Source organism: Pontibacter anaerobius (assembly GCF_026241195.1).
GTDB classification, from domain to species: Bacteria; Bacteroidota; Bacteroidia; order Cytophagales; family Hymenobacteraceae; genus Pontibacter; species Pontibacter anaerobius.
In genome coordinates this window covers 138,722-163,751 of record NZ_JAPFQO010000010.1, presented here as the reverse complement: position 1 = coordinate 163,751, position 25,030 = coordinate 138,722, and the positions used below count along the sequence as shown (strand labels likewise).

Annotated in this window: 28 protein-coding genes; 14 read left to right on the top strand and 14 right to left on the bottom strand. The window is 50.3% G+C overall.

All coding sequences use genetic code 11. The annotated features are described in order from the left end of the window. The first annotated feature begins 38 nt into the window (after positions 1–38). From OO017_RS15565 to murQ, 4 genes are all read left to right on the top strand, one after another. Positions 39–1,205 carry a formimidoylglutamase gene (locus OO017_RS15565; protein ID WP_266053548.1) on the top strand — a complete coding sequence of 389 codons (1,167 nt, stop codon included), beginning with the start codon at positions 39–41 and terminating at the stop codon, positions 1,203–1,205. A gap of 159 nt (positions 1,206–1,364) precedes the next feature. Further along, a complete protein-coding gene (locus OO017_RS15560) occupies positions 1,365–1,640 on the top strand; it encodes a cytochrome b5 domain-containing protein (protein ID WP_266053547.1) in 276 nt (91 codons plus the stop codon). Positions 1,641–1,695: 55 nt separating this feature from the next. Continuing rightward, on the top strand, positions 1,696–2,568 hold the full coding sequence (locus OO017_RS15555; RefSeq protein WP_266053546.1) for a hypothetical protein: 873 nt from the start codon (positions 1,696–1,698) through the stop codon (positions 2,566–2,568). Positions 2,569–2,658: 90 nt separating this feature from the next. Then, the gene (murQ, locus tag OO017_RS15550) at positions 2,659–3,474 is read left to right on the top strand and encodes an N-acetylmuramic acid 6-phosphate etherase (protein WP_266053545.1); all 816 of its coding nucleotides are present in this window, start codon (positions 2,659–2,661) and stop codon (positions 3,472–3,474) included. 492 nt (positions 3,475–3,966) lie between these two features. Here the strand turns inward: murQ and OO017_RS15545 are convergent, their stop codons facing one another. Beyond that, the gene (locus tag OO017_RS15545; RefSeq protein WP_266053544.1) at positions 3,967–5,010 is read right to left on the bottom strand and encodes a hypothetical protein; all 1,044 of its coding nucleotides are present in this window, start codon (positions 5,008–5,010) and stop codon (positions 3,967–3,969) included. 52 nt (positions 5,011–5,062) lie between these two features. Then, the gene (locus OO017_RS15540) at positions 5,063–5,866 is read right to left on the bottom strand and encodes a SpoIIAA family protein (protein WP_266053542.1); all 804 of its coding nucleotides are present in this window, start codon (positions 5,864–5,866) and stop codon (positions 5,063–5,065) included. A gap of 191 nt (positions 5,867–6,057) precedes the next feature. Between OO017_RS15540 and OO017_RS15535 the strand changes: the two genes are divergently transcribed. After that, positions 6,058–6,627, top strand: coding sequence for a hypothetical protein (locus tag OO017_RS15535; RefSeq protein WP_266053541.1), 570 nt, complete (start codon positions 6,058–6,060; stop codon positions 6,625–6,627). Between the two features lie 71 nt (positions 6,628–6,698). On the opposite strand, the gene OO017_RS15530 is transcribed toward OO017_RS15535, so the two are convergent. From OO017_RS15530 to OO017_RS15500, 7 genes are all read right to left on the bottom strand, one after another. Continuing rightward, positions 6,699–6,872 (bottom strand): hypothetical protein, encoded by a 174-nt coding sequence (locus tag OO017_RS15530; protein WP_266053539.1) that lies wholly within the window; start codon positions 6,870–6,872, stop codon positions 6,699–6,701. Positions 6,873–6,894: 22 nt separating this feature from the next. Beyond that, positions 6,895–7,128, bottom strand: coding sequence for a hypothetical protein (locus OO017_RS15525; RefSeq protein ID WP_266053536.1), 234 nt, complete (start codon positions 7,126–7,128; stop codon positions 6,895–6,897). A gap of 316 nt (positions 7,129–7,444) precedes the next feature. Beyond that, on the bottom strand, positions 7,445–7,636 hold the full coding sequence (locus OO017_RS15520; RefSeq protein ID WP_266053535.1) for a hypothetical protein: 192 nt from the start codon (positions 7,634–7,636) through the stop codon (positions 7,445–7,447). Positions 7,637–7,828: 192 nt separating this feature from the next. Further along, a complete protein-coding gene (locus tag OO017_RS15515; RefSeq protein WP_266053534.1) occupies positions 7,829–8,026 on the bottom strand; it encodes a hypothetical protein in 198 nt (65 codons plus the stop codon). 72 nt (positions 8,027–8,098) lie between these two features. Beyond that, on the bottom strand, positions 8,099–9,412 hold the full coding sequence (der, locus tag OO017_RS15510; RefSeq protein WP_266053532.1) for a ribosome biogenesis GTPase Der: 1,314 nt from the start codon (positions 9,410–9,412) through the stop codon (positions 8,099–8,101). Between the two features lie 62 nt (positions 9,413–9,474). Further along, entirely contained in the window at positions 9,475–10,365 is an 891-nt protein-coding gene (era, locus tag OO017_RS15505; protein WP_266053530.1) for a GTPase Era, read from the bottom strand. A gap of 43 nt (positions 10,366–10,408) precedes the next feature. Beyond that, positions 10,409–10,606, bottom strand: a complete 198-nt coding sequence (locus OO017_RS15500) for a hypothetical protein (RefSeq protein WP_266053529.1) — start codon at positions 10,604–10,606, stop codon at positions 10,409–10,411. Between the two features lie 588 nt (positions 10,607–11,194). Here OO017_RS15500 and hemH point away from each other — a divergent pair. After that, positions 11,195–12,223 carry a ferrochelatase gene (gene hemH / locus OO017_RS15495; protein WP_266053528.1) on the top strand — a complete coding sequence of 343 codons (1,029 nt, stop codon included), beginning with the start codon at positions 11,195–11,197 and terminating at the stop codon, positions 12,221–12,223. A 99-nt stretch (positions 12,224–12,322) separates the two neighbouring features. On the opposite strand, the gene OO017_RS15490 is transcribed toward hemH, so the two are convergent. The 5 genes from OO017_RS15490 to OO017_RS15470 all read right to left on the bottom strand — a co-directional run bounded on the left by OO017_RS15490 (position 12,323) and on the right by OO017_RS15470 (position 16,602). Continuing rightward, on the bottom strand, positions 12,323–12,826 hold the full coding sequence (locus tag OO017_RS15490; RefSeq protein ID WP_266053527.1) for a hypothetical protein: 504 nt from the start codon (positions 12,824–12,826) through the stop codon (positions 12,323–12,325). Between the two features lie 12 nt (positions 12,827–12,838). Next, positions 12,839–13,420: an LOG family protein gene (locus tag OO017_RS15485; RefSeq protein ID WP_266053526.1), complete on the bottom strand. Its 582-nt coding sequence runs from the start codon at positions 13,418–13,420 to the stop codon at positions 12,839–12,841. A 94-nt stretch (positions 13,421–13,514) separates the two neighbouring features. Continuing rightward, positions 13,515–14,657, bottom strand: a complete 1,143-nt coding sequence (locus tag OO017_RS15480; RefSeq protein ID WP_266053524.1) for a cysteine desulfurase family protein — start codon at positions 14,655–14,657, stop codon at positions 13,515–13,517. A gap of 148 nt (positions 14,658–14,805) precedes the next feature. Beyond that, on the bottom strand, positions 14,806–16,197 hold the full coding sequence (gene glmM, locus OO017_RS15475; protein ID WP_266053522.1) for a phosphoglucosamine mutase: 1,392 nt from the start codon (positions 16,195–16,197) through the stop codon (positions 14,806–14,808). Positions 16,198–16,341: 144 nt separating this feature from the next. Then, positions 16,342–16,602 carry a hypothetical protein gene (locus OO017_RS15470; RefSeq protein ID WP_266053520.1) on the bottom strand — a complete coding sequence of 87 codons (261 nt, stop codon included), beginning with the start codon at positions 16,600–16,602 and terminating at the stop codon, positions 16,342–16,344. Positions 16,603–16,769: 167 nt separating this feature from the next. Here OO017_RS15470 and mazG point away from each other — a divergent pair, with 167 nt between their 5' ends. The 8 genes from mazG to OO017_RS15430 all read left to right on the top strand — a co-directional run bounded on the left by mazG (position 16,770) and on the right by OO017_RS15430 (position 24,974). Then, positions 16,770–17,579, top strand: coding sequence for a nucleoside triphosphate pyrophosphohydrolase (gene mazG, locus OO017_RS15465; protein WP_266053519.1), 810 nt, complete (start codon positions 16,770–16,772; stop codon positions 17,577–17,579). Between the two features lie 513 nt (positions 17,580–18,092). After that, the gene (locus tag OO017_RS15460) at positions 18,093–18,959 is read left to right on the top strand and encodes a MotA/TolQ/ExbB proton channel family protein (protein ID WP_266053518.1); all 867 of its coding nucleotides are present in this window, start codon (positions 18,093–18,095) and stop codon (positions 18,957–18,959) included. A gap of 24 nt (positions 18,960–18,983) precedes the next feature. Then, on the top strand, positions 18,984–19,589 hold the full coding sequence (locus OO017_RS15455; protein ID WP_266053517.1) for an ExbD/TolR family protein: 606 nt from the start codon (positions 18,984–18,986) through the stop codon (positions 19,587–19,589). Between the two features lie 19 nt (positions 19,590–19,608). Continuing rightward, on the top strand, positions 19,609–20,127 hold the full coding sequence (locus OO017_RS15450) for an ExbD/TolR family protein (protein ID WP_266053515.1): 519 nt from the start codon (positions 19,609–19,611) through the stop codon (positions 20,125–20,127). 3 nt (positions 20,128–20,130) lie between these two features. Continuing rightward, positions 20,131–20,961 carry an energy transducer TonB gene (locus OO017_RS15445; RefSeq protein WP_266053514.1) on the top strand — a complete coding sequence of 277 codons (831 nt, stop codon included), beginning with the start codon at positions 20,131–20,133 and terminating at the stop codon, positions 20,959–20,961. 192 nt (positions 20,962–21,153) lie between these two features. Beyond that, a complete protein-coding gene (locus OO017_RS15440; RefSeq protein WP_266053512.1) occupies positions 21,154–21,996 on the top strand; it encodes an energy transducer TonB in 843 nt (280 codons plus the stop codon). A gap of 358 nt (positions 21,997–22,354) precedes the next feature. After that, a complete protein-coding gene (locus OO017_RS15435) occupies positions 22,355–23,296 on the top strand; it encodes a PstS family phosphate ABC transporter substrate-binding protein (protein WP_266053511.1) in 942 nt (313 codons plus the stop codon). Positions 23,297–23,327: 31 nt separating this feature from the next. Continuing rightward, positions 23,328–24,974: a tetratricopeptide repeat protein gene (locus tag OO017_RS15430; protein ID WP_266053510.1), complete on the top strand. Its 1,647-nt coding sequence runs from the start codon at positions 23,328–23,330 to the stop codon at positions 24,972–24,974. Positions 24,975–25,030 lie beyond the last annotated feature (56 nt).

Below are 25,030 nucleotides of genomic sequence, written 5' to 3'. Positions count from 1 at the left end.
TTTCAGGAACCTTTCAGAGACAACACCAAAAGCCACTTATGAACCTGTCGATATTTTTTGAGCCTTTAAGCGAGGACACCTTTGCCACCCTGACCAAGCCGCGCACGCTGGGCTCTTACATCAGCCGCTTCGTGGGCAAGTTCCCTGACTGGCGCTCTGCCGACATAGCCATACTTGGCGTAAACGAAACGCGTGGCCGAAACACGGAGCAGGAGGATGCGCCCGAGCTTACCGTTGCCCCGGCCCGGTTGGTGCGCCAGAAACTCTACGGCCTGAACAAGGGCACCGGCCGCTGCCAGATAGTAGACCTGGGCAACCTGCGCCCCGGCATTACGCTGGAAGACACGCACCTTCGCCTGAAGGAAATCGTGGAGGTACTGATCTCCCATAACACCATTCCGGTTATCATCGGCGGCTCCCACGACCTGGAGTATGGCCAGTACATGGGCTACGAGCACCTGGACCGCGTGGTGAACATGGTAACCGTAGACAGCAGCGTGGACATGACCGAGGACACAGACGCCGCACCCAATAAAAAGCAGCTGCGCCAGATACTCATGCACGAGCCGAACTACCTTTTCAGCCTGAGCCAGATCGGGTATCAATCATACTTTGTGGAGCCGGAGGTGATGGCCACGTTTGAGAAAATGCACTTTGAGTCTTACCGCGTGGGCGAAGTGCACCGCAGCGTGCAGGAGATGGAGCCTGTGGTGCGCGTGGCTGATCTGCTAACCTTTGATATATCGGCCATACGCCACCAGGACGCTCCGGCTACCGAGCCTGCCAACCCTTTCGGGCTTACCGGCGAGGAGGCCTGCCAGATATGCTGGTACGCCGGCCTGAACGATAACCTGACCTCGCTGGGCATTTACGAGTACGACCCTACTCTGGATGACAGGGGGTTAACTGCCATGACTGTGGCCACCATGATCTGGTATTTTGTAGAGGGCTACTACCACCGCAAAAACGAGACGAACTTTAACAGCCGCAACTTTACCAAGTATGCCGTGGCCTTCACTGACGATAACCCCGATCGCATGATCTTCTACAAGAGCAGGAGCAGCGAAAAATGGTGGCTGGAGGTGGAGCCCCTCAGCTCAGAAAAAGGCAGCCGCATTGTACCCTGCAGCTACGAAGACTACCTGCAGGCCACCAAAGGCGAAGTACCCAACCGCTGGATTCTGACGCAGGCACGCATCGGTTAAGCTGAGGTTTTGTAAATTTGGGGATGTATAGCAGGAAAGTATAAAAACCGCTCCCATCATCAACCTGCCACACCTGCAGGGGAAGCCCTCCTTTGCAAGTTGCAGGGAGATGAACGGACGTTGTAGCTGCTGCTTATACTTTCAAACCTAAAAACAAGTATGGCTTTACCAGAATACACGCTGCAGCAACTGGCGCTGCGAAACGGGCAGGACCGCGAGGAAGTATGGGTAGCGTATCACGGCGTAATCTATGATGTAAAAAAATCGAGGCTGTGGCGCAACGGAAGGCATTATGAGCATTGGGCCGGGCAGGATTTAACAGAAGAACTGGCAGATGCACCGCATAATGCCAATGTTTTTGATAAATTTGAGGCTGTGGGCTTTGTCAAGAATTCTGCTTACAGACTTTCGCAGAACCAACAGAGCTCAAAATAAAACCGTATATTGGGGTTACGACCTGTTTAAACACAATTAATTCAAATTTATACAAATGATATTTATAGCTGATAGCGGCTCAACAAAAACAGACTGGCGCATCGTATCGAGCGACACCGAGCTGGGCCAGGCACAGACTGCCGGATTTAACCCGATGTACCAGGAAGCTGACGAGATTTACCAGGAGATACACGATGTACTGCTGCCACAGCTAAGCGATAAGAACCCCGATGCCATCTACTACTACGGTGCAGGCTGCAGCTCACCGGAGCGTAACAAGCGCGTGGAGGACGCCCTCCTCAGAATTTTCCCAAATGCCTTTATCTCAGTAGACCACGACCTGCTGGCAGCAGCGCGCGCGCTGTGCGGCCGCAATCCGGGTATTGCCTGCATTCTGGGAACCGGCTCCAACACCTGCCTTTACGATGGCACCAACATCATCGACAACGTGCCGTCGCTGGGCTTCCTGCTCGGCGACGAGGGCAGCGGTGCCTTTATGGGCAAACTGCTGATTAAGGCGTACCTGTACCGCGAACTGCCGGAGGACCTGGCAACCTCGCTGAAGAACACGTATAACCTGACCAAAGACGGCATCCTGGACACGCTGTACAGCGCAGCCATTCCGAGCCGCTACATGGCTACGTTTGCCAAGTTCATGTACGACAAACAGAAGCACCCCGTAATTCACGGTATGATATACGAGAACTTCTCGGAGTTCTTTGAGCGCCACGTGGTGAAGTATAAGGGGCACGAAACCCTGCCGGTAAACTTTGTGGGCTCTATCGCCTACCACTTCGGCGACATCCTGAAGCAGGTGGCCAAGAAGTATGGCCTGCACGTGGAAACCATCCTGAAAAGCCCAAGCGAAGGCCTGATTAAGTACCACCAGGAGTTGCTGCAGACATTCGGCACCCCGAAGAAAGCATAAGTATAAATCAACAAGTAAAGTATAAAGAGATGGCTCCGACTATCTCTTTATGCTTTTACCCATTCATCATACCCTAAAACACCACACACAGTGTCTACTACCGAAACATCGTCTAATTACGACGGATTGGAGAAAATGAGCGTGCATGAGCTGCTCGTAAACATTAATCGCGAAGACAAGACCGTACCCCTTACCGTTGAGAAAGCCATTCCTCAGATCGAGGCCTTGGTAAACGTTACCGTAGAGCGCCTGCAGCAGGGCGGCCGCCTGTTCTACATCGGGGCCGGCACCAGTGGGCGCCTGGGCGTAGTGGATGCCTCGGAGTGCCCTCCTACCTATGGCGTGCCACACGGCATGGTGGTTGGCATTATGGCCGGCGGCGACACAGCTATCCGCAAGGCAGTGGAGTTTGCCGAAGACGACGAGCAGCAAGCCTGGAAAGACCTGCAGGAGCATAACATTTCTGATAAGGACATTGTGGTGGGTATTGCCGCCTCGGGCCGCACCCCTTATGTAATCGGTGGCCTGAACGCCTGCCGTGAGCGCGGTATTGCCACCGGATGTGTGGTGTGCAACGCAGGTAGCGCCGTAGCCGCCGCCGCTGAGTTTCCGGTGGAGGTTGTTACAGGGCCTGAGTTTGTAACAGGCAGCACCCGCATGAAAGCAGGCACCGCCCAGAAGTTGGTGCTCAACATGCTTACCACCTCTACCATGATCAAACTGGGCCGCGTAAAGGGCAACAAAATGGTAGACATGCAACTTTCTAACCTGAAACTGGTAGACCGCGGCATACGCATGGTGATGGAGGAACTGAGTATAGGCCGGGCAGAGGCAGGCGCCCTGCTGAAGAAGTATGGCAGCGTTCGCGCCGCAGTAGAAGCCTACCGCAACGGAAACGGACACTAGGCTTTATAAGTCTCCTTAATACAGTAACAGAAATAGCCGGGGCAAAATAATACCCCGGCTATTTTTTTATACTTCCGTTTATACTTATAACAGGCCCGAGCAGTAGTATAAAGACAATTGCCCCTGAACAAACTGGACCGCCAAGCCGGCACTTGTAACACACAAACCCGAAATAAGCTATAGAGCCCCATGAAAACAGGAGTCATCTCTCTTCTTATAGGTGTGATAGGGTTGGTAACAGTTACCTTGCTCTACTACCAAACTACGCAAGAATATCAGGAACCCGGAGCGCTGCACAACTTGATAACGCTATTTACTACAAGCTACACCGCAAGGTATGGTTTGATTATACTTGAAGTTGTGGGTGCCGTATCTGGTTTTCTGTCTTATAAAAAGTGGAAGGCGAAACTTGGGCTGCTGGGGCTAGGCTTGTGCACCCTTAGCCTTATCCTCTTACTCTATTACCCATTTTAAGTCAAACGGACCAAAACGCTACTTCATTGTAAGCCCCTCCAGCAGTACCCTGGCGGCCTCTTTGCTTGGCACCACATAGTGCATCACAGACCAGGTGTAGTTCAGCTTAAACCTTTTGTCGTTTGCGCTGTGCCGTACTTTATACTTGTACTGTTCTAACGGCTCCAAACCTATTTTCTCCCGGCGCTTATCAATCTGCTCCTGCTCCTCCTCGCTTATTTTCATCACCATGTAATCGCCTAGCTTGCCTAGTTCCTCATCATCGGCGCACTTGGTGCAGTTTACTTTTACATAGGCCCGGGAGCCATACTTGTTGCGCCCGGCCTGCTGGTCAAGCAGGTAAGCGGCAGGTTGCGGGGCAATGCGCCCTTGTTGCACGGCCTGCGTCAGTACTTCGGTAAAGTCATGCCCTTTGCGGGCCTTGGTCTGCCGCGAAATGACAATGCTGAAGCGGGGAAGCTGCTCCAGCGTGTCGGCCACACCGATCAAATCCTCGCCCGGGTAGCCGTATTCCTCTACCCACCCAAGTAGTTTTTGCACATTGGCCTTCTCTATCTGGCGGATCGTGTCGCCGTGTACGCGCCAGCCGCCCTTGGCCTGCCGAAAATACTGGTCGCGGGCATAGAGTTCGTCTAAATCGGCACGAAGTTCCTGGTTAAGCTTCTCGTCATACTTTCGCCGGCGCTTAGGGTACTTTTTGGCAAACTTGCGCCAGTGCCTGGTAGCCCGCAGCGAGTCCAGCACCGGCTGCCGCTCCAGGTACTCCAGGCTTACGCCTTTCTGCACCAGCTCTTCGAGGTAGTTAAAGGTTTTCTTGCGCTCCTGCAGCAGAAGGGCGCAGATGGCTGCGTTATAGTAGTCGCGGGCGAACGGTGAGGGCACCGCTTCAAAGGCTTCGTGGTAGGCCTGCAGAGCCTCTTCATACTTACCATCTACTATAAGCAGCTCTGCCTGGTTAATAACCGGGTGGTACACCTGCGTGTAATCGGGCGCCTCCTGGGCCACCGCATGCTGCTGCAGCAGTACCAGCAAAATAAAATACAGAAATAATTTTTTGAGCATCTTTTTAGAGCTGATGGCGCGGCAGGTGCGGCGGCAGCTCTGTTCCGGGCTGCTACCGTAGCCAGTCTATGGCTGTGTCGCGCTCATCTAATTTAAAGAATCTTACATTACCGCCGGGCGCATACGCCCCTGACCGTTGCAGCCACTCCTCATGTCCGGCAATGGCCACTTTACTAAACTTTTCATAATACTGCACCCCGTGCTTCAGATCCTCGCACATAGCATCAGGCGCGGCTCCGTTGGGCTGCAGCACCTCCAGGTACAAGCGCAGGTCAGGGCTGTGCTGCTCCTCCACAAGGTGGTTAATTGTGCTGTAGTCGCTGGAGGAGAGCCCACCGAGGGTAGCCAACCCCACTACATGCTGTGGCATGGCCTCCAAAACCGACACGCCCTGCTCCGGCTTACCCGGCACAGGTTGCCGCAGCCACGCCAGCGCCTGCTCCCTATCGGCCAGGCTAAAGGCCTTTACCTCAAAGTGGGGCGTCAGGAAGTTCGCCAGCCTCGACTGCTTTTTCACCCAGTCCTTGTCTGTAACAATAGCGTAGCGGGCTATTTTGTTCCAGCTATGGAACATTAGCTTTAACGTATCGAAGAACGACTGCACACTGTCCCAGTCTCCAAAGCTTACGAACTCAAAGTATAAATGAACTTTGTCATGTAGGCTGGCCTTTTCCTCCATCTCGTGCACGATCATCCTCAGCCCAGATTCATCAATATAGTGTTGCACGTGAAAACCTGCAAGGTTATCCTCGTCAAAGTGTATAATCGAAACCATAGTCGCCAGTAAGTTAGAGTTGATGTTGCGTATCTCTTTGCGTGCAGGCGCCTTCCGGAAGGAACGCCTATACCTTAGCATACCGCAGGAGCTGCAAAACTGTTTCCTGTTACAGGCCTATACTTTACATACTTTTCAGAGTGACACTTTTTTATGTGTTACTTTTGTTATGCAACAACCTTGAGAGGTGCGAAACAGGGCCGCAAAGGCCAACTTTGTTAGAGCTGCGGCAGTAAATCATGCTACAGCGGCCACACCCGTAAACACTGCTTATGCACACCATAGAACCATACTATAACTGGATCGAGAAGTACACTGCCTCCGAAGACCCGCGCTCGCCGCTCTTCGGGGCCGAGAACAGCCTCTCTCAGTTTACCCACACCATTTATGGATACTACATACACCCGCAGTGGGACGACATTAACTCTGAAACGCTTTTCCTGAAAATTCTTTATGCCGATTACGAATTAAATTTTGCTATCATTGAGTTTATAGGCGAGTGGAACGATGCCCTGCACAACGATATCATGCAGCTGAAGCGTAACATCATCGACCCAATGGTGGAGGAAGGCATCAAGCACTTTATACTTATCGGAGAGAACGTGTTCAACTTCCACGGCTCCGACGACTCTTACTACGAGGAGTGGTTTGAGGATGTGGAGGAAGGCTGGATAGCGGCCCTCGGCTTCCAGGAGTTTGTGCTGAGCGAGATGAAGAACTATAACCTGGACTACTACCTTAACTATGGCGGCAACTTAGACGATATCCACTGGCGCACGTTTACCCCTAAGCGGCTGTTTGGCCTTGTAAACAGCCTCATCCAAAAGCGCCTGGGCCCTTAACCAACGCAAAGCAAAAGGCCAGCCCGGTAGTCCGGGCTGGCCTTTTGTGTAAAGCTAAAATGCTTCAATTATTATTCATCGATTTCATCTTCTACCTCATCGGCAGCCTCTTCTACTTCCTCGCCTACTTCCTCAGCGGCGTTTTCTACCTCATCGGCTCCCTCTTCCACAGTGTTCTCAGTAGAGGCGCATGCTCCCAGGCTTAGCAGCCCTACGGCGGCCAAGGTGTAAATCATTTTTCTCATAACTTTAGATATAAAGTATATCTTACTCAATTACGGTGGTATCCATTTCTTCGGCCACCTCTTCGTTGTACTCTTGCACTTCCTCACTCAGTTCCTCTCTCTCTTCGGCAATATCCTCTACATCACCTTCTGCGCGCTCATCGGCCAAATCTTCTGCCTCCTCCACTACGTCTTCCCGTTCTTCTGCCGGAGAATTGCAGGATGCTACAAAGGTTAGAGTGCTTGCTGCGAAAAGTAGGAATACCAATTTCTTCATAGTTCTAGTGTTGTTAATTTTAAAACTCATTTATATGCTTTAAATACAGGCCGCGCCCTTGATATGGTTTGGTGCACTGCCTAATTTACTTCAACGCATCAAATTATAAACAGGTTAGCCCAATCGCGTTTAGTTTTACTTTGCCAGGCGAATATACCATGCAGTTTCTTCTTTTTCCCAGCAAACAAAGCCTAAGCTACCTTAGCCTAGTAAGTGTTCAAGAAGACAAGCATAAACCTGGTGCTGCCCGCTAAAACAACGGAGGGGTAAGCCTAAGCCTACCCCTCCGGTTCAATAAGTATAAAAGTGCGGTGCTCTATTCGATCACAGCAGTTGTGTCGTCCATTTCATCAGCTGCATCTTCCATGTCATCAGCCGCGTCCTCGGCATCATCTTCCATTTCTTCTACGGCTTCTTCTCTCTCTTCAGCTCTTTCTTCGGCTGGAGAATCACATGAGGCAAAGCCAAACAGGCCTGCCAGGGCAAATACATACAATACTTTTTTCATGATGTTATAGTGTTTAGTATGAGTACTTAATTCATGGTTAAAGGGCGCAACAACTGTTTGCGCCTGAAACATGACAAGCAATACGCACTTACCGATATATAGTTTTTATAAATATATAAAATGCAGAAAGGCACCCTTTTGAGGTGCCTTTCTGTTTCCCGGCCATAGGCCAGGTGGTTTTCTGGTTGCTGATTACTGAGCAGCAGAAGCAGAGTCAACTGGAGTGGCAGTAGTGTCAGCGTCAACAGCAGTAGTGTCTTCTACTACAGGAGCCTCTTCAACTACAGTTTCTTCTACAGTCTCAACCTCAGTAGCTGTTTCTTCAGTGTTGTTGCAAGATGCGAAAGCGAACAGGCCAGCAACGAAAAGTAAACCAAATACTTTTTTCATGGTGTTTGTGATTTTTTAAATGAGGCGCAAATATACTACTATATATGAACCTCCAAACATCCACCCGAAAAATTATTTCTTCTTAAATAAAATCCTGATTGGCACTCCTTTAAAGTCGAAGTGCTCGCGCATCCTGTTCTCCAGGTAGCGCATGTATGGCTCCTTTATGTACTGCGGCAGGTTACAGAAAAACGCAAACGTAGGGTTGTGCGTCGGCAGCTGCGTTATATACTTGATCTTGATAAACTTGCCTTTGTTTGACGGTGGCGGGTAACGCTCAATGTCCGGCAGCAACAGGTCGTTCAGCTTAGAGGTAGGGATCTTACGCGTCTTGTTGTCGTACACCTCCATGGCCACCTCTATGGCTTTGTGAATACGCTGTTTCGTTACCACCGATGTAAAGATGATCGGAACGTAAGAAATAGGCGCGATACGGCTGTAGATCTCCTCCTCAAACTGCTTGGTGGTATGGGTGTCCTTCTCCACCAGGTCCCACTTGTTCACAAGTATAACGATGCCTTTGCGGTTCTTCTCGGCCAGGGCAATAATGTTCACGTCCTGGGCCTCGATACCGCGTGTGGCATCCAGCATCACAATGCACACGTCTGAATCTTCCAGGGCACGCACGGAGCGCAGCACCGAGTAAAACTCAATATCCTCGCTCACCTTGCTCTTACGGCGCAAACCGGCCGTATCCACGATAATGAACTCCTTGCCGAACGCATTGTAGCGGGCATGGATGGCATCGCGGGTGGTACCGGCTCTATCGGTTACGATATTGCGCTCCTGCCCCAGCAGCAGGTTCACGAACGAGGACTTGCCTACGTTCGGGCGGCCAAACACGCCAATTTTCGGAATGCCGGCATCCGGATCCTCTATGCCTTCGTCTTTAAAGTGCTTTACTACCTCGTCCAGCAGCTCGCCGGTGCCGGAGCCGCTCTGCGAGGAGATCGGGAAAATATCTATACCCACACCGAGTGAGTAAAACTCACCCATCTGGTGCATACGGGCGTTGGTGTCGGCTTTGTTAGCTACTACGTATACCGGCTTATCGGTGCGGCGCAGCACGTTGGCAAACTCCTCGTCCAGGCCTGTTAGGCCGGCATCCACGTCCACCATAAAAAGGATCACGTCGGCCTCGTTCATGGCCAGCTCTACCTGGCGGTTGATCTCAGCTTCGAAAATATCATCGGAGCCGTGCACGTAGCCACCTGTGTCTATCACGGTGAAGTACTTGCCGGTCCAGTCGCCGTGGCCGTAGCTGCGGTCGCGGGTTACGCCGCTCACGTTGTCCATAATGGCTTTGCGCTGGCCTATCAGGCGATTAAAAAGGGTAGACTTGCCCACGTTCGGGCGGCCTACAATGGCAATGATGTTGGTTGACATCGAAATAAAATAAAAATGTTAAAGTGCCCCCGGAGCACCGTGCCCCGAAGCTTTATGGTGCGCTACTCTTCGCGGTAGCCGAAGCGCCGAAGCAGCTTCTGGTCTGTCCGCCAGTTCTCGTTCACGCGCACGTATAAATCAAGAAATATCTTTTTCTGGAAGAAGTTCTCCATATCGAGGCGGGCCTGCGTGCCCACTTTTTTTAGCGCCTCGCCTTTGTTGCCGATCACGATGCCCTTCTGGCTGCGGCGCTCCACGCTGATCTCCGCGCGGATGCGGATAATGTCTTCCTCCTCTTTGAACTCCTCTACCACCACCTCGCAACTGTAGGGAATCTCCTTTTTATAGTTGAGAAAAATCTTCTCCCGGATCATCTCCGACACGAAGAAACGCTCCGGCTTGTCAGTCAGTTCATCTTTCGGGAAGTATGGCGGGTGCTCCGGCAGGTAATGCAACAAGCGGGCAAACAGCTGGTCCAGTCCGAAATTATGCAGGGCAGAAATCGGATGGATTTCGGTCGGGTTCATGTGCTCCTGCCAGTAAGCCACCTTCTCGTTCACTTCCTCCTCGGTAGCCTGGTCGATCTTATTTATAAGCAGAAGTATGGGTACCTTGGCATGCTGCAGACGCTTGATCACGTCATCCTCGTCGTGCTTCTCGTAAATATCCGTCACGAACAGGATCACGTCGGCATCCTCCAGGGAGGTGCGCACAAAGCCCATCATCGACTCGTGCAGCGCATACTGCGGCTTGATGATGCCGGGCGTGTCGGAGTAAACGATCTGGAACTCGTCTGAGTTCAGAATGCCCATGATGCGGTGCCGTGTGGTTTGTGCCTTGGAGGTGATGATGGAGAGTTTCTCGCCCACCAGCGCGTTCATCAGCGTTGATTTACCCACGTTCGGTTTGCCCACTATACTTACAAAACCGGCTTTGTGCGGTGTTTCGGCCATACTTCTAAATTTGAGGTTGCAAAATTACTCCTTTTTTACGAGACTAAGGCCGGATGTATAAATATTTGTAAATGAATGGGAAGGATTGGGCGTTGAGGATTTTGGGGTTCAGGGATTCTTCTGAAACGCTGCCATACTTATTAGCTGCTGTTTCACTTTTATACTTTGAGTATACTTTCATAGTCCCCTGGCGCAAGTCTTCAGACTTGTGTCCTTTTATGATGTTGAGTTTGTAACTCAACTGTAGCCATACTTTATACTTGGGCTATACTTTCATCGCCCCGGCTTCCTTCAACTGGACATAAGCTATCCTATTCTGCTACTGTTCATCCTCAGTCTTACATACCTATTGTTTTATTTCCGGCTTTGGCTCCCTCCAGCCCGGGAGGGCTCGTCTTCCCGCATCGCGCTGTGTTCCCTCCTGCGCCAGGGCGCTGCCACTATCGTGGCACCGGATCTCACAAGGCGCTCAACGGAAAGACTGGGAACAGTTTTCGATAGCCTCAGCTGACGGAGCTTGAGCCGGGCTCCCTCTCCTGTTCTTAGGAGAGGGTTGGGGAGAGATGAAACTCCCCTCCTTAGAATACCAAGAACGCGAGTTTGAAGGTAGCGAGCGTAGCTCTGAGGGGCAGGGGTGGTTGACCCCACCCCTGTTTATAAAAACACTTTAGGTATGGGAGACGCTGTGAGGTCATGTCTTGCTCCCCCAAACCTTTTTCATACTTATAGCTTTACTCTCCACTGAACCTCTTACAGACACTGACAATTATCATCAAACAGAAAGAATTATACTTAGTATCTTTGCAACCGATAAGCACTTATACTTTACATGAGCAAAAAGAACACCGGTAAGATCGGTGTGCTGCTGGTAAACCTCGGCACGCCTGACACACCTGAAACGCCTGATGTTAGAAAGTACCTGCGCGAGTTCCTGCTGGACAAACGCGTGATCGACATAAATCCTGTGGGTCGCTTCTTCCTGATCAACGGGGTGATCGCTCCCTTCCGTGCGCCGAAGTCTGCGGTAGTTTACAAGCAGCTGTGGACGGAGCGCGGCTCTCCCCTGCTCTACCACGGCATCGACCTGAAGGAAAAACTGCAGGCAAGTCTCGGGGACGACTACTTTGTTTCTTTTGGCATGCGCTACCAGAAACCAAGTATAAAAAGCGCTCTGGAAGAGCTGCGTGAGCAAAGCGTGGACCGTATCATCGTGTTCCCGCTGTTCCCGCAGTATGCCTCCGCCAGCACCGGTTCCGCCCACGACAAGATCATGGAGATCATCAAGGACTGGTGGATCATCCCGAGCATCAACTTCATCTCTAACTTCTGCAACGACCCGGGCTTTATAGAGTCGTTTGCGGAGCTGGGCAGGAAGCACATGCAGGAGGAGGAGTATGACCATGTGATGTTCAGCTACCACGGCTTGCCGGAGCGCCATATACTGAAAGGCAGCGACCACGGCTATTGCAAGCTCGGCTCCTGCTGCAACAGCTACAACAAGCGCAACCAGTACTGCTACCGCGCGTCCTGCTTCGAAACCTCGCGCCAGCTGGCTGCGGCGCTCGGCCTGCGCGAAGACCAGTACTCTGTGGCTTTCCAGTCGCGACTGGGCAAAGACCCGTGGCTGCAACCTTACACCGACGAGGTGCTGAAGACATTCCCGGAAAAAGGTATCAAGAAGGTGCTGGCCTTCAGCCCCGCCTTTGTGGCTGACTGCCTGGAGACGACCATAGAGGTAGGCGAGGAGTTTAAGGAGATGTTTGAGCACGCCGGCGGCGAGAAATGGCAGCTGGTAGAGAGCCTCAACTCCAACGACACGTGGGTAGAGGCCGTGAAGCAGATCATTCTAAAGAACTAACCCTACAAAACTTGGGTTGCCAGGTTCGCCTCTGCGCAAGTATAATATAAAAGGGAGGGGCGCTGCAGATCTGCAGCGCCCCTCCCTTTTATATTTTGGCTAGTCACAGTCCCAATCCCAGTCGTCCTCTTCCCCATTCTCGTCATCAAGGCCATAAGATAGAGGAGCCTTTACGTAAACGCCCAATGCTTTCTGCCTGCCCTCTCCGCTATACCTTACTCTGTAGTTGAGGCCGGCAAAGTAGTTTACCCAGTAATCGGTTTGCAGCCCCAGCACGGGCGCATCCTCTTTCCTCAGCTCCAGGTATGGCCCTGCAGATATACCAGCGATGCCGATGCCCGTTTGGGCCTGCATGTATAAAACGGTGCTGCCTTTCCTGCGGTCGAAGCCCAGGTTGCCGCTTACCGGAAACTGATCCTCAAACCACCACAATGAGGCCTCCACACCCCAACTTACCTTTGGCTTTTTATCACCGAAGTTAAAGTGCAGGGCCGGGCCAACCGAGAATACGTCCTGCGCCTGTGCTGAAGTGAACGTCAGCAGCGTTAGGAGCAAAAGCAGTTTATACTTTACAACCGCCTTTATACTTTGAGAGGACAGCATGCGTCTCAGAAACTAAATACGCTCCGAGTCCACCCAATCCTCCGACTCAGCATCGGCATACGTTGTGAGTTTCTGCAGCAGCATCTCCGCATCGCTCTCCACGATCAGCTTATTCACGAACTCCTGCTTCACCAAACCCTCCCGCACACTGTCGGAAATGAACTCCAGGAACTTGTTGTAGAAGCCGTTTACGTTGTAAAAGGCCACGGGCTTTTTGATGATGGCTAGCTGGTTCCAGGTGATGATCTCGTTGATCTCATCGAGGGTGCCGAAGCCGCCGGGCATGGCGATGAACGCATCCGATTTGGAGGCCATCAAGGCTTTGCGCTCGTGCATGGTTTTTACCACGTGCTGCTCTGTCAGTCCGGTGTGGGCTACCTCGCGGTCTATCAGGCTCTGCGGAATTACGCCGATGGCCTCACCTCCTTTGGCAAGTATGGCGTCTGCAATCGTGCCCATCAACCCGACTTTTCCTCCCCCGAACACCAGTCTTATACTTTGCGCGGCCATCAGCTGGCCCAGCTTTGTGGCTGCCGCTGCATACGCCGGGTTATTGCCGGCATTGGCGCCACAGAAAACGGCTATACTTTTCATGCTTTATACGTTGGCTTGTTTTTGATTTCTAATAAAGAAAGGCCCCGGCGTACTGCCAGGGCCTTTTTATACTTGCAACTGCCACAGTTTATACTTAGGCCAGCTGTTTTTTATACATTTTAGCCACTGTTTCGGCCACGTAGTCGATCTCCTCCGGCGTATTATACTTGCTGAATGAGAAGCGCACAGAGCCGCGGCTAGGGTCGCAATCCAGCGCGCGCAGTACATGTGAGCCCGTGTTGGCACCGCTGCTGCAGGCACTTCCGCCCGATGCCGAGATCTTGGCAATGTCCAGGCTGAAGAGCAGCATCTCGTTTATATCTGAGGCGGGCAGGCTCACGTTCAGCACCGTGTACAGGCTCTTGTCGCCAAACTCCGACATGCCGTTGAAGCTCACATCGTCCATCTGCTCGCGCAGCTTGTAGATCATGCGGTCTTTCAGGCCCTGTATGTGTCTCTGGTGCTCGCCCATATCGCGGCAGGCAATCTCCAGCGCCTTGGCCAGGCCAATGATGCCATACACGTTCTCGGTGCCGCCACGCATGTTGCGCTCCTGCGCCCCACCCTGTATTAGCGGCTGAATCTTCGTCTCCGCATCGCAGAACAGGAAGCCCACGCCTTTCGGGCCATGGAATTTATGCGCCGAGCCTACAATAAAGTTAGCCTTCAGCTGCTGCAGGTCGTGCTTGTAGTGGCCCATGGTCTGCACGGTATCCGAGTGGAAGATAGCGTTATGCTTCTTGCAGATCTCCCCGATCGCTTCGATATCGTTCAGGTTGCCGATCTCGTTGTTGGCGTGCATGATGGATACCAGCGTCTGCGGCTGGCGGGCCAGCAGTTCCTCCAGGTGCTCCAGGTCCAGGTCGCCGCGCTCGTCGTGTCGCAGGTAGCTCAGTTGCACCCCCTCCTGCTTCTCCAGCAGTTCCATGGTGTGCAGCACCGCGTGGTGCTCAAGTTTCGTGGTAATGGCGTGCTTAATGCCCAACGAGCGGCAGGTACAGATAATGGCGGAGTTATCAGCCTCGGTGCCACCGGAGGTAAAGAAAATCTCTGCCGGAGACGTGTTCAGCAATCCGGCCACTGTTTTACGCGCCCGCTCAATAGCCGCCCTTACCTCGCGCCCATGCGAGTGGATGGAGGAAGGGTTACCGAAGTGCTCCAGCATAAAAGGGGCCATGGCGTCAAAGACCTCTTTATCCAGAGGGGTGGTGGCAGCATTATCTAAATAAACACGCATACTTGTAAGGTATATTTTCTGGTTCTGTTCTTTATTCAACCACTAAAGTATAAAAAAAAGTTGCGCCAACGGCAGGAACGATCCCATACCAGTGGCGCAACACGGTTTGTTACTCTCGCTTTCTATGGCAGCAGCAACAGCACATACTCTATGCTTTATTAGAGATGATCTCTTTGATATCGGCAATGATTTTATTGGCCAGGTGCTCTGCCGTGGCGTTGCTGTCGCTCTCGGCATAGATGCGGATGATCGGCTCGGTGTTAGACTTGCGCAGGTGCACCCACTCCTTGTCGAACTCTATCTTCACGCCATCTATGGTGTTGATTGGCTGCTTGGCGTAGCGCTCCTGCATCTGGCGCAGCACCTCGTCCACGTTCACCTCCGGCGTAAGCTCTATCTTGTTTTTAGAGATGTAGTAGTTCGGATAGCTGGCACGCAGGCGCGTCATGCTCATACCTGATTTGGCCAGGTGCGTCAGGAACAGGGCAATGCCAGCCAGCGCGTCGCGGCCGTAGTGCAGTTCCGGGTAGATGATACCGCCGTTGCCCTCGCCCCCGATGATGGCGTTCTGCTCCTTCATCATGTTCACCACGTTCACCTCGCCTACGGCAGCGGCAAAGTATGAACCTCCGGCTTTTTCCGTTACATCGCGCAGCGCACGGGTGGAGGAAAGGTTAGACACGGTGTTACCCACCTGATTCTTTAATATATAATCGGCCACGGCTACCAGCGTATACTCCTCGCCGAACATGCTGCCGTCCTCGTTTACCAGCGCCAGGCGATCCACATCCGGGTCCACCACTATGCCCAGGTCAAATTTACCCTTTTCGATCACTTTTGAGATCTCGCGCAGGTTCTCTGGCAGCGGCTCCGGGTTATGGGCAAAGTTTCCGTCCGGCTCGCAGTAAAGTTTCTCTATTTTGTTTACGCCAAGCGCTTCCAGCAGCATCGGCACGGCAAAGCCCCCGCTGGAGTTCACGGCATCCACCGCCACGCTGAAGTTTTTGGCTTTGATCGCCTCCACATCCACCAACGGCAGGTCAAGTATGGCTTTTATATGTTTCTGCAGGGCATCTTCGGCCTGGGTATACTTTCCCAACTCGTTTACCTGCGCAAACTCGAAAGCTTCTTTCTCAGCAATCTCCAGCACTAGTTTACCCTCAGCATCTGAGATAAACTCACCTTTGTGGTTGAGCAGCTTCAGGGCATTCCACTGCTTCGGGTTATGGCTGGCTGTAAGTATAATACCACCTCCTGCTTGCTGCTCCGGCACCTCCATCTCCACGGTAGGTGTGGTGGAGAGCCCCACATCAATCACATCTATACCTAAGCCTTGCAGCGTGGCACATACCAGTTTGTTCACCATGTCGCCGGAAAGGCGGGCATCGCGGCCTACTACTATTGTCTTTTTGTCGGTGTTCTGAAGCACCCAGGCTCCGAAAGCGGCGGAAAACTTAACTACATCCACAGGGGTAAGTCCTTCACCAGCCTGTCCGCCTATCGTACCACGTATTCCTGAAATCGATTTTATTAAAGCCACTGTTCGTCTATTAATTGCTCTGGCAAAAGTAGCAATTTTACTTATACTTCCAGTGGATTATGTGGTATTGTACCCTCAGAAAATCCGACACCCGCCTGTCGGCCGCCGCAGCAGCGGCACAGAAGCCAATGCAAGCCGCCTTACCTATAGTTTGTTCTCCGTTATCAGCTCTCTCACTTTTAGCCGGCCCACTTCCAGGTCTTTTATCCGGAGGCTGTCTATCTCGCCGCTTTTCATCGCCAGCCTTTTAATAGCCAGGTGCCCGATGGCCAGTGCACCTACTGCCATCGCCCCTACACTTACCACAGCCAGTGCCGTGGCTATTCGCGCAAACGCCACCTGCGACTGCACCGCTGCAACAGAGGTGGCAATCTTCCTGATCTCTTTCTTCTTCTTGTTCTTCATAAGTATAAATGTCTTCGTTACGGATACAGCATGAGCACTCAAAAGCCTGCTCCTTATATGTATGCTTACGGGCAGAAATGCCTTTAAAGCCTGTGGATACATTATTACAATGTTAAGCCTTTCTCACACTGGGCCATAAACGCTAATTATTTAGTATCTTTGCCTTTATGACTACTTTACAATCCGGTAATAACGCACGCCAACGCCAGCTCGAGGCCTTTAGCCGCCTGTTGGATGTGATGGACGACCTGCGCGAGAAATGCCCCTGGGACCGCAAGCAAACTATGGAAAGCCTGCGCCACCTCACCATAGAAGAAACCTACGAACTTTCTGACGCCATACTGAAGGGAGAGGTACAGGAGGTTAAGAAGGAGATCGGCGACATCATGCTGCACCTGGTGTTTTACGCTAAGATAGCCGCTGAGCAAGGCGCTTTTGACATTGCCGACGTGCTGAACGCCCAGTGCGACAAACTTATCTTCCGGCACCCGCACATCTACGGCGATACCAAAGCCGACAGCGAGGAGGAGGTAAAGCAGAACTGGGAGAAGCTAAAACTGAAGGAAGGCAACAAATCTGTGCTTGGAGGAGTACCACAATCGCTGCCTGCCCTGGTAAAAGCCATGCGCATACAGGAGAAAGCCCGCGGGGCTGGCTTCGACTGGGACGACAAATCTCAGGTATGGGCGAAGGTACAGGAGGAACTAAACGAGTTCGCAAGTGAGTTTAATGTAGAAGATACCGCTGCCATAGACCAGCAAAAAGCCACAGCCGAGTTCGGCGACTTACTGTTCTCGCTCATCAACTTTGCCCGCTTTGCAGGCATTAACCCGGAGGAGGCGCTGGAACGCACCAATCTGAAGTTCATATCACGCTTCCAATATATAGAGACGGAGGCCGCCAAGGATGGCAAGAAGCTACAGGACATGACCTTGCAAGAAATGGATTTTTACTGGAACCAGGCAAAAAAGCTATAGTCAGGCATACCGTCTAAGAAATTTATTCTTTATATTTAATGCGCTTTTATGTTTAGACAGGGAAAGCACATTGTAGTAGCCACCTGGCAAGATTGTTTTTTTGCGGAGCGCTTGACACAACTATGAAGCGGGAAAAAGCCAGCACACAGCCCCGGCTCACCCCTTCCACCCTGGCACCCATCTGTCGCGTAAAATTTGCATACGAAACGGGACTGAAAGGCAAAGCCCGCAAGAGCCGGTGTTTATACTTTGAAACAAACTTTTTAATTAATAATTTGCGATATTGCTGTACCGCGAATTTGGAATCCTGAAAGATAAAAGCTTAAATTTATGCAGCTATAGTAACAGCTATAGGCTTTTAACTAAATTTTTCGGGCCAGTATAGTGTGAAAAATTCAGAAAAATCTGAAATTGCAAATTCAATAAAGAACTAAAAGCGAGTCAATTACATTTTATACTTACACAAACATTTTTATTACAACACAAACAGCTAAACTTTAAACTTTAATCAAAATGGAAAAAAAGACTGCAGTAGTGAGCAAGAATGCTAATGTAGAGAAAAAGCCAAGCGCAGTAGGCTCTCTATTTGCGACTATCGTTATCCCGATCGCCCTGATAGCATGTGTGCTTATCTATATGTTCGTTCTTGGCAATCCTGCCAACTTCGAAGGTAACGATCCGGCTAACCACCCGCTTCCGGGCAACTATCTTGGCATTGTTTACAAAGGTGGTTGGGTAGTACCAGTGTTGATGTCTCTTAACCTGATGGTATTCATCTTCGCTATCGAGCGTGCCCTGACAATCGGTAAAGCAAAAGGTACTAAGAGCGTTGCTGACTTCGTACGTAACATCTCTGCTAAACTGAACCAGCGTGACATCAACGGCGCTATCGCTGCCTGCGACGTGCAGAAAGGTTCTGTAGCAAACGTAGTAAAAGCCGGCCTGCTGAAATACAAAGAAATGCAGAACGAGCCAGAACTGCTGAAAGCTGAGAAAGTAGCCGCTATCCAGAAAGAGATCGAAGAGTCTACTTCTCTTGAGCTGCCAATGCTGGAGAAAAACCTGGTGGTTATTTCAACTATCGCCTCTATCTCTACACTAGTAGGTCTGATCGGTACAGTACTTGGTATGATCAAAGCCTTCTCGGCTCTTGCAACTTCAGGTGCTCCTGACTCAGTAGCCCTTGCAAACGGTATCTCTGAGGCCTTGATTAACACTGCCCTTGGTATTACTGGTTCAACAATCGCGATCATCGCTTACAACTACTTTACAAGCAAAATCGACGAGCTTACTTACAGCATCGATGAGGCCGGTTTCAGCATGGTGTCTACTTTCACGGCACAGCACGAAACTCCAACTACAAGACATCAAACTGTTTAAGTTAAACCGTTTTAACCAGATAAAATGCCTAAAGTAAAAGTAAAAAGGAAAAACCCTTCATTGGACATGACGCCAATGGTGGACTTATTCTTCTTGCTGGTTACTTTCTTTATGCTGACTGCAACCGCTCGTCCTGACGAGGCTGTTGTAGTAGATACACCTTCATCGGTGTCAGAGATCAAAATCCCGGATACAAACGTAATTACTATTACAGTAGACAAGGACAGTAGAGTGTTCTTTGGCGTAGACGGGCAGCAAACAAAGGAAGCACTACTTGACAAGATAGCAGGCAAGTATGGCGTCGGATTCACCGCAGAAGAGAAGCGTACATTCTCTCTTCTGAGCAACTTCGGAGTTCCGATCAACCAACTGAAGTCTTTCCTGTCTATGGAATCAAGTGCACGCAAGGAGGTAAACCAGCCAGGTATTCCGATCGACTCCGTTCACAACGAACTGGGTGACTGGGTACTGCAGACACGCCTGACCAACCCTAAGGTAGTGATCGCTATCAAGGGAGACCAGGATGCAGATTACCCTACCGTTCAGCGAGTGATCGATATCCTGCAGGACAGAAAGGTAAACAGGTTTAACCTGATCACCGACATGGAAAGTAAGCCGACGAACCTATAATTAGAAAGGAGAAAAGAAAATGGCAGAAATTCAAGAAAAAGGCGACTCCGGCAAAGGTGGTAAAAAACGCGCCAAACGCTCGTCGACCAAGATTGACATGACTCCGCTGGTAGACCTTGCCGCCCTTCTGATTACGTTCTTCATGTTGACCACTACGTTCAACAAGCCGCAGACCATGGAGATCAACATGCCTGTGGACCCAGAGAACAAAGAAGAGCAAATAGCATTGAAAGCCAGTAACGCATTGACAATCATACTTGGCGATGATGATGAGATTTACTACTACTTTGGCTTGGCTGATGATAACCCTGAACTGTTAGAATCAAGCTATGCAGCCGACGGTATCAGAAAAGTTCTGATTTCACCACGCGTGAAGTCAAACGATAAGATGACGGTAATGGTGAAGCCAATGGAAGGATCCCGCTACAAGAACATGGTGGACATCCTGGATGAATTAAAGATAACAGATACCAAGAAGTTTGCGCTGGTAGACATTGCCGATGCAGACAAGAAACTGGTAGAAGAACAAATTAAATAAGATATGGACGCAAGTAAGTTAGCAAAAGCATCGCTTGATGATATCGTCTTTGAAGGACGTAACAGAGCGTACGGTGCCTACCTACTTCGCAGACTTTACAATAAGCATATCACAATTGCCGCAATTGTAGCAATTATCCTGTTTTTCCTTTTCCTAAGCATTCCACTCATTTCAAAAATGATCGGGGGCGATGAAGAGGATGCAGAAGTGGTAGAGCGAATTGTAACAGAAGTAGACCTGGCTCCACCACCACCACTGGATGAGGCAACGCCGCCACCGCCGCCGCCGCCGCCACCAGATCTTCCGCCACCACCACCACCAGTGCGTGCTACTGTAAAGTATACACCGCCGGTTGTAAAGCGTGACGAAGAGGTTGCGGAAGAAGAAGAGATTCCGGATGTGGAGGTACTAGAGGAGATTGATGCAGGTATTGAAACCGTAGAAGGTGATAAAGATGCACCACTCGACCTAGGCGAAATAGACGGTACAAGTAATGTAGTAGCAGAAGTAGTTGAGGAGAAGCCTTATACTTACGTTGAACAGATGCCAACCTTCCCAGGTGGTGAGATGGAGATGATGAAGTATCTAGGTAAAAACATCCGCTACCCAGCAGCTGCACAGCGTGCCGGCGTGGAAGGCCTTGTAGTACTTTCATTCGTGGTAAGCAAGACAGGAGAGATCTCCGAGATCCAGGTTGTTAAAAACCTTGGAGCTGGTACTGATGAGGAAGCTGTACGCGTTGTAAAAACAATGCCGAAGTGGACTCCTGGTAAGCAGAACGGTAGAGCAGTACCTGTACGCTACACACTTCCAGTACGATTTACGATCAAATAAGCAGTTTACATGCTGTAAAGCCCAGCCCTAACAGGCTGGGCTTTTTTTTGTGCCTGCCACTAAAAAATAAATAGTCAGCATGCATACTACTTATAGAAAAAACCGTATATTAATAAAACCATACATAAACCATAAGAAAAGTATCAGAGCAATGCATTTTAGATGATTTACTAACCATAAAACCCAAAGCCCATGGAAGAGAGCTATTTCTTAAGCATGACCTTCAACAACATTGTGTTTAGAGGGCGCAACAAAGCGTACGGTGCTTATTACCTGCGACGGAAGTATAGCAAACACATGCTTTTGGCAGCAACGCTTGCCACGGCAACTTTTTCCGGGGCACTGGTCGGTCCGTTGGTAGATACTATCTTTTTCTCTGACCCAGTGAAGTATGTGAAACCGACTTACACAGTGGTGGAGCCATACACATTTATACTTCCCGAACCACCAAAACCGGAGCCGGAACCAGCAAAGGCAGCAATTCCCCCTCCTGCCCCAAAACCGGAGAAGCAGGAGGCAACGGAAAAGTTCACGAAAATAAAGGTGGTGGACAATGGGACCCGGGATACAGAAACAGTGCCAGACCAAAGCGCCCTATCTGAAGCAAACATCGGCACAAAGAAAGTTGAGGGGATTGTACCTGAGATTCCGTCCGTGACCTTACCGGAAGAGCCACCAACAGGGATAGCAGATGGGACTGGGGAGGCCCCTCTGAAAAACGAGCCATTTGTGCACGTAGACCAGATGCCCCAGTTTAAAAATGGCGATGGCGCACTGATGGAGTACTTAAGTAAAAAGCTGCGCTACCCCAAAGCAGCCCAAAGCAATGATGTAGAAGGTATTGTAGTAGTGACTTTTGTTGTTGCGGCCAATGGTGAAATTTCTGACGTTGAGATTCTGAAAGGCCTTGGCTACGGCACCGAAGAAGAAGCGGCTCGCGTGATAAAAGGCATGCCAAAATGGGAGCCGGGCAGGCAAAACGGCCATGCCGTACCAGTGCGGTATACCCTTCCCATCAGGTTCAGAATGCATTAAAGGAGTATAATAAAATAGAAGTGCAGAAGCCGCAAACCAGTTTTGTCGGCTTCTGCTTTCTTTTTATAAGCAATAGGTTTATTTTTAAGGGTTAATCGAGAAACAGCACACATGCTACGACCAAAAAGAGAAAACGAAAGACCATCCCAAAGCATGTACGCAAAGTTTGCCCGCATATTCGGCATCTTCATGACACTGCTTTATGTGGCCATGGGCATCTTCATTATGTTTGCCAGCGAGCGCCTCAGCCTAGACATTCCGGATTCAATGAGGTATGCCTTAGGTGGAATTCTAATATTATATGGAATTGTTAGATTTGTAAGAGTTTACAACACCACGCGTTCCAACAGAAACAGGTATGAAGATTAGAAACATAAGTATTGCGGCCTTAGCAGGAATAATCGCTCTGTCAGGCTGCGGTGGAGACCCTGCCAATAAGTTAGATACTCCCACCTCCGGCAACATCAATATCAGCGTTGATGAGTCTTTTCAACCTATAATTGAGTCCGAGATAAGCACATTTGAGGGTATTTATAAGTATGCCGACATCGAGGCTGCCTATAAGTCCGAGGGCCAGGTAATAAAAGACCTGCTTAACGACAGCACTAAGATTGCTATACTTTCCAGAGAGCTCACGCCCGAGGAAAAGGCCGTGTTTGATAAGCAGAACCGCATACCCCGTGTCACGAAAATCGCCATCGATGCCGTTGCCCTGATCACAAATAAAGAGAACAAGGACACGCTGCTGACAATGGATGAGTTGAGAAAGATATTTAATGGAGAGGTAAAGAGCTGGAAAGAGCTAGATGAAGACTCCAACCTGGGTGACATCACGATAGTTTTTGACAACAACAACTCGAGCACTGCCCGTTACGTACGAGACTCTTTAATTACAGGCAATAATCTTCCGGCTAACACGTTTGCTTCAAACTCGCATAAGGCCCTGGTGGATTATGTGGAGGAGAATAAAAATGCCTTAGGCGTGATTGGCGTGAACTGGGTAAGTGACTTCGACGACTCAACTGCTGTAGGGTTCCTGAAAAGGATAAAGGTACTCGGCATTAGCGAAGAGGCTGCTCCTGTTACGACAGAGAGCTTTTACCAGCCGTACCAGGCCTACATTGCGCAGCAGGCTTACCCGCTACGCCGCTTTCTCTATATTATTAGCACAGAGGGGCGTGCAGGACTTGGCACAGGTTTTGCATCTTATGTTGCAAGTGACAAAGGCCAACGCCTTATCCTAAAGTCCGGGCTTGTGCCGGCAACTATGCCAGTGCGGGTTATCAGCCTGGGTAATTAACAAACAGAAACAACAACTAAACTTTTATACAATGACAAATAACTGGAAGTACATCGCTTTGATGGCGGCTGCTTTCCCTGCTACTGCAGCATTTGCGCAAACAGGTGACGCAGGCAGAAAAGCCGTAGATCTGGAGCGCTATGAAGAAGCTAAATCTATTTATAAGTCTCAGCTGGGTAACAAAAACGCTGCTGACAATGCTTATTTCGCGCTAGGCGATATTTACCTTCGTACAGAGAAGTTGGACTCAGCTGCCTACTACTTTAACCAGGGTATTGCCAATAACAAAAAGTCTTACATTAACCATGTAGGCCTTGGCAAAATTGCCATGCAGCAGGGAGACCAGGCTAAAGCTGAGCAGCATTTTAATAATGCTCTGAGCGGCCGTGGCAAAAAAGATGCTTATGTACTTGCCATGATCGGTGAGGCGTACGTAAACGCCCCTAACGCAACAGAGGCGCAGCTTAACAAAGGCGTTGAGTACCTGAAGCAGTCGCTGGAGCGTGATAACAAGAATGCACTAGCTAACGTGATCCTAGGTGACGCTTACCTGTCCCTGAAAAAAGGCGGTGAGGCGATGTCTAGCTACGACAGAGCCATCCAGTTGGATGACCGGTATGCTACTGCTTACCTGAAGCGCGGACAGCTTTACACCAGCTCACGTAACTATAACGAGGCTGAGCAGGCTTTCCTGAAAGCAATTGAAATCGACCCTAACTTTGCCCCGGCGTACCGCGACCTTGGCGAGCTTTACTACTTCGCCGGACAGTATGACAAAGCTTTGTCTACGTTCCAGAAGTATGTAGATATGGCAGAAGATACTCCGGACACAAAAGCGAAGTACGCTTCTTTCCTGTTCCTGACTAAAAACTACGACCAGGCTCTGAAAACGGCCGAGGCAGTACTACAGAAACAGCCAGACAACATGGTAATGAACCGTCTGAGAGCTTACTCATACTTAGAACTGGGCCAGCCAGACAAAGCCCTGCAGGCAATAGAAACCTATATGCAGAAGGCTGACAAGAACAAGCTGATCGCTGAGGACTACGAGTACTATGGCCGTATCCTGTCTAAGAACAACCAGCCACAGAAAGCTGTTGAGAACCTGGAGAAGGCGCTGCAGATGAACAATGCCAATGTTGAGCTTTATGCTGAACTTGCGAATGCATATGCCCGCAACAACCAGTACGACAAGGCTATTGAAGTATACGAGCGTAAGCGTGAGAACGTGGAGCCAAGCAATGCGGACTACTATTACATGGGTAACATCTACATGATGGCCGGTGAGGAGAATGCAGCAAGCGGCAACCAGGCTAAAGCAAATGAGTTCTTCGCTCAGGCAGACAGCACTTATGCAAAGGTAGTTGAGACCAACCCTGACTATGCCTATGGCCACCTGTGGAGAGCACGCGCTAACGCCAGCCAGGACCCTGAAACGGAGAAAGGTCTTGCCAAGCCATACTATGAGGAGTTCATCAAAAAGGCTGGTACTGACAAGGAGAAGTATAAGAAAGACCTGATTGAGGCTAACTCATACTTAGGTTACTACTATTACCTGAAAGGCGAGAGAGACAACGCTGTGAAATACTGGACTGAGGTTAAAACCCTTGACCCAAGCAACCCACAAGCTGAAGCCGCTCTTAAGGAGATTGCTAAAACACCAAGAAAGAAGAAGTAATAACTCTTCCAACATAAAGCAGAAAGCCCGCTACAAATGTAGTGGGCTTTCTGCTT

Bases quoted from the DNA above. Each gene is read 5' to 3' on its own strand.
- OO017_RS15565 (WP_266053548.1), top strand. From the start codon at position 39: ATGAACCTGTCGATATTTTTTGAGCCTTTAAGCGAGGACACCTTTGCC.
- OO017_RS15435 (WP_266053511.1), top strand. From the start codon at position 22,355: ATGAAGATTAGAAACATAAGTATTGCGGCCTTAGCAGGAATAATCGCT.
- OO017_RS15440 (WP_266053512.1), top strand. From the start codon at position 21,154: ATGGAAGAGAGCTATTTCTTAAGCATGACCTTCAACAACATTGTGTTT.
- OO017_RS15545 (WP_266053544.1), bottom strand. From the start codon at position 5,010: ATGCTCAAAAAATTATTTCTGTATTTTATTTTGCTGGTACTGCTGCAG.
- OO017_RS15450 (WP_266053515.1), top strand. From the start codon at position 19,609: ATGGCAGAAATTCAAGAAAAAGGCGACTCCGGCAAAGGTGGTAAAAAA.
- OO017_RS15455 (WP_266053517.1), top strand. From the start codon at position 18,984: ATGCCTAAAGTAAAAGTAAAAAGGAAAAACCCTTCATTGGACATGACG.
- OO017_RS15430 (WP_266053510.1), top strand. From the start codon at position 23,328: ATGACAAATAACTGGAAGTACATCGCTTTGATGGCGGCTGCTTTCCCT.
- OO017_RS15490 (WP_266053527.1), bottom strand. From the start codon at position 12,826: ATGCTGTCCTCTCAAAGTATAAAGGCGGTTGTAAAGTATAAACTGCTT.
- OO017_RS15535 (WP_266053541.1), top strand. From the start codon at position 6,058: ATGCACACCATAGAACCATACTATAACTGGATCGAGAAGTACACTGCC.
- der (WP_266053532.1), bottom strand. From the start codon at position 9,412: ATGTCAACCAACATCATTGCCATTGTAGGCCGCCCGAACGTGGGCAAG.
- OO017_RS15485 (WP_266053526.1), bottom strand. From the start codon at position 13,420: ATGAAAAGTATAGCCGTTTTCTGTGGCGCCAATGCCGGCAATAACCCG.
- OO017_RS15445 (WP_266053514.1), top strand. From the start codon at position 20,131: ATGGACGCAAGTAAGTTAGCAAAAGCATCGCTTGATGATATCGTCTTT.
- OO017_RS15525 (WP_266053536.1), bottom strand. From the start codon at position 7,128: ATGAAGAAATTGGTATTCCTACTTTTCGCAGCAAGCACTCTAACCTTT.
- hemH (WP_266053528.1), top strand. From the start codon at position 11,195: ATGAGCAAAAAGAACACCGGTAAGATCGGTGTGCTGCTGGTAAACCTC.
- OO017_RS15540 (WP_266053542.1), bottom strand. From the start codon at position 5,866: ATGCTAAGGTATAGGCGTTCCTTCCGGAAGGCGCCTGCACGCAAAGAG.
- OO017_RS15560 (WP_266053547.1), top strand. From the start codon at position 1,365: ATGGCTTTACCAGAATACACGCTGCAGCAACTGGCGCTGCGAAACGGG.
- mazG (WP_266053519.1), top strand. From the start codon at position 16,770: ATGACTACTTTACAATCCGGTAATAACGCACGCCAACGCCAGCTCGAG.
- OO017_RS15530 (WP_266053539.1), bottom strand. From the start codon at position 6,872: ATGAGAAAAATGATTTACACCTTGGCCGCCGTAGGGCTGCTAAGCCTG.
- OO017_RS15480 (WP_266053524.1), bottom strand. From the start codon at position 14,657: ATGCGTGTTTATTTAGATAATGCTGCCACCACCCCTCTGGATAAAGAG.
- OO017_RS15520 (WP_266053535.1), bottom strand. From the start codon at position 7,636: ATGAAAAAAGTATTGTATGTATTTGCCCTGGCAGGCCTGTTTGGCTTT.
- OO017_RS15555 (WP_266053546.1), top strand. From the start codon at position 1,696: ATGATATTTATAGCTGATAGCGGCTCAACAAAAACAGACTGGCGCATC.
- OO017_RS15515 (WP_266053534.1), bottom strand. From the start codon at position 8,026: ATGAAAAAAGTATTTGGTTTACTTTTCGTTGCTGGCCTGTTCGCTTTC.
- OO017_RS15460 (WP_266053518.1), top strand. From the start codon at position 18,093: ATGGAAAAAAAGACTGCAGTAGTGAGCAAGAATGCTAATGTAGAGAAA.
- era (WP_266053530.1), bottom strand. From the start codon at position 10,365: ATGGCCGAAACACCGCACAAAGCCGGTTTTGTAAGTATAGTGGGCAAA.
- OO017_RS15470 (WP_266053520.1), bottom strand. From the start codon at position 16,602: ATGAAGAACAAGAAGAAGAAAGAGATCAGGAAGATTGCCACCTCTGTT.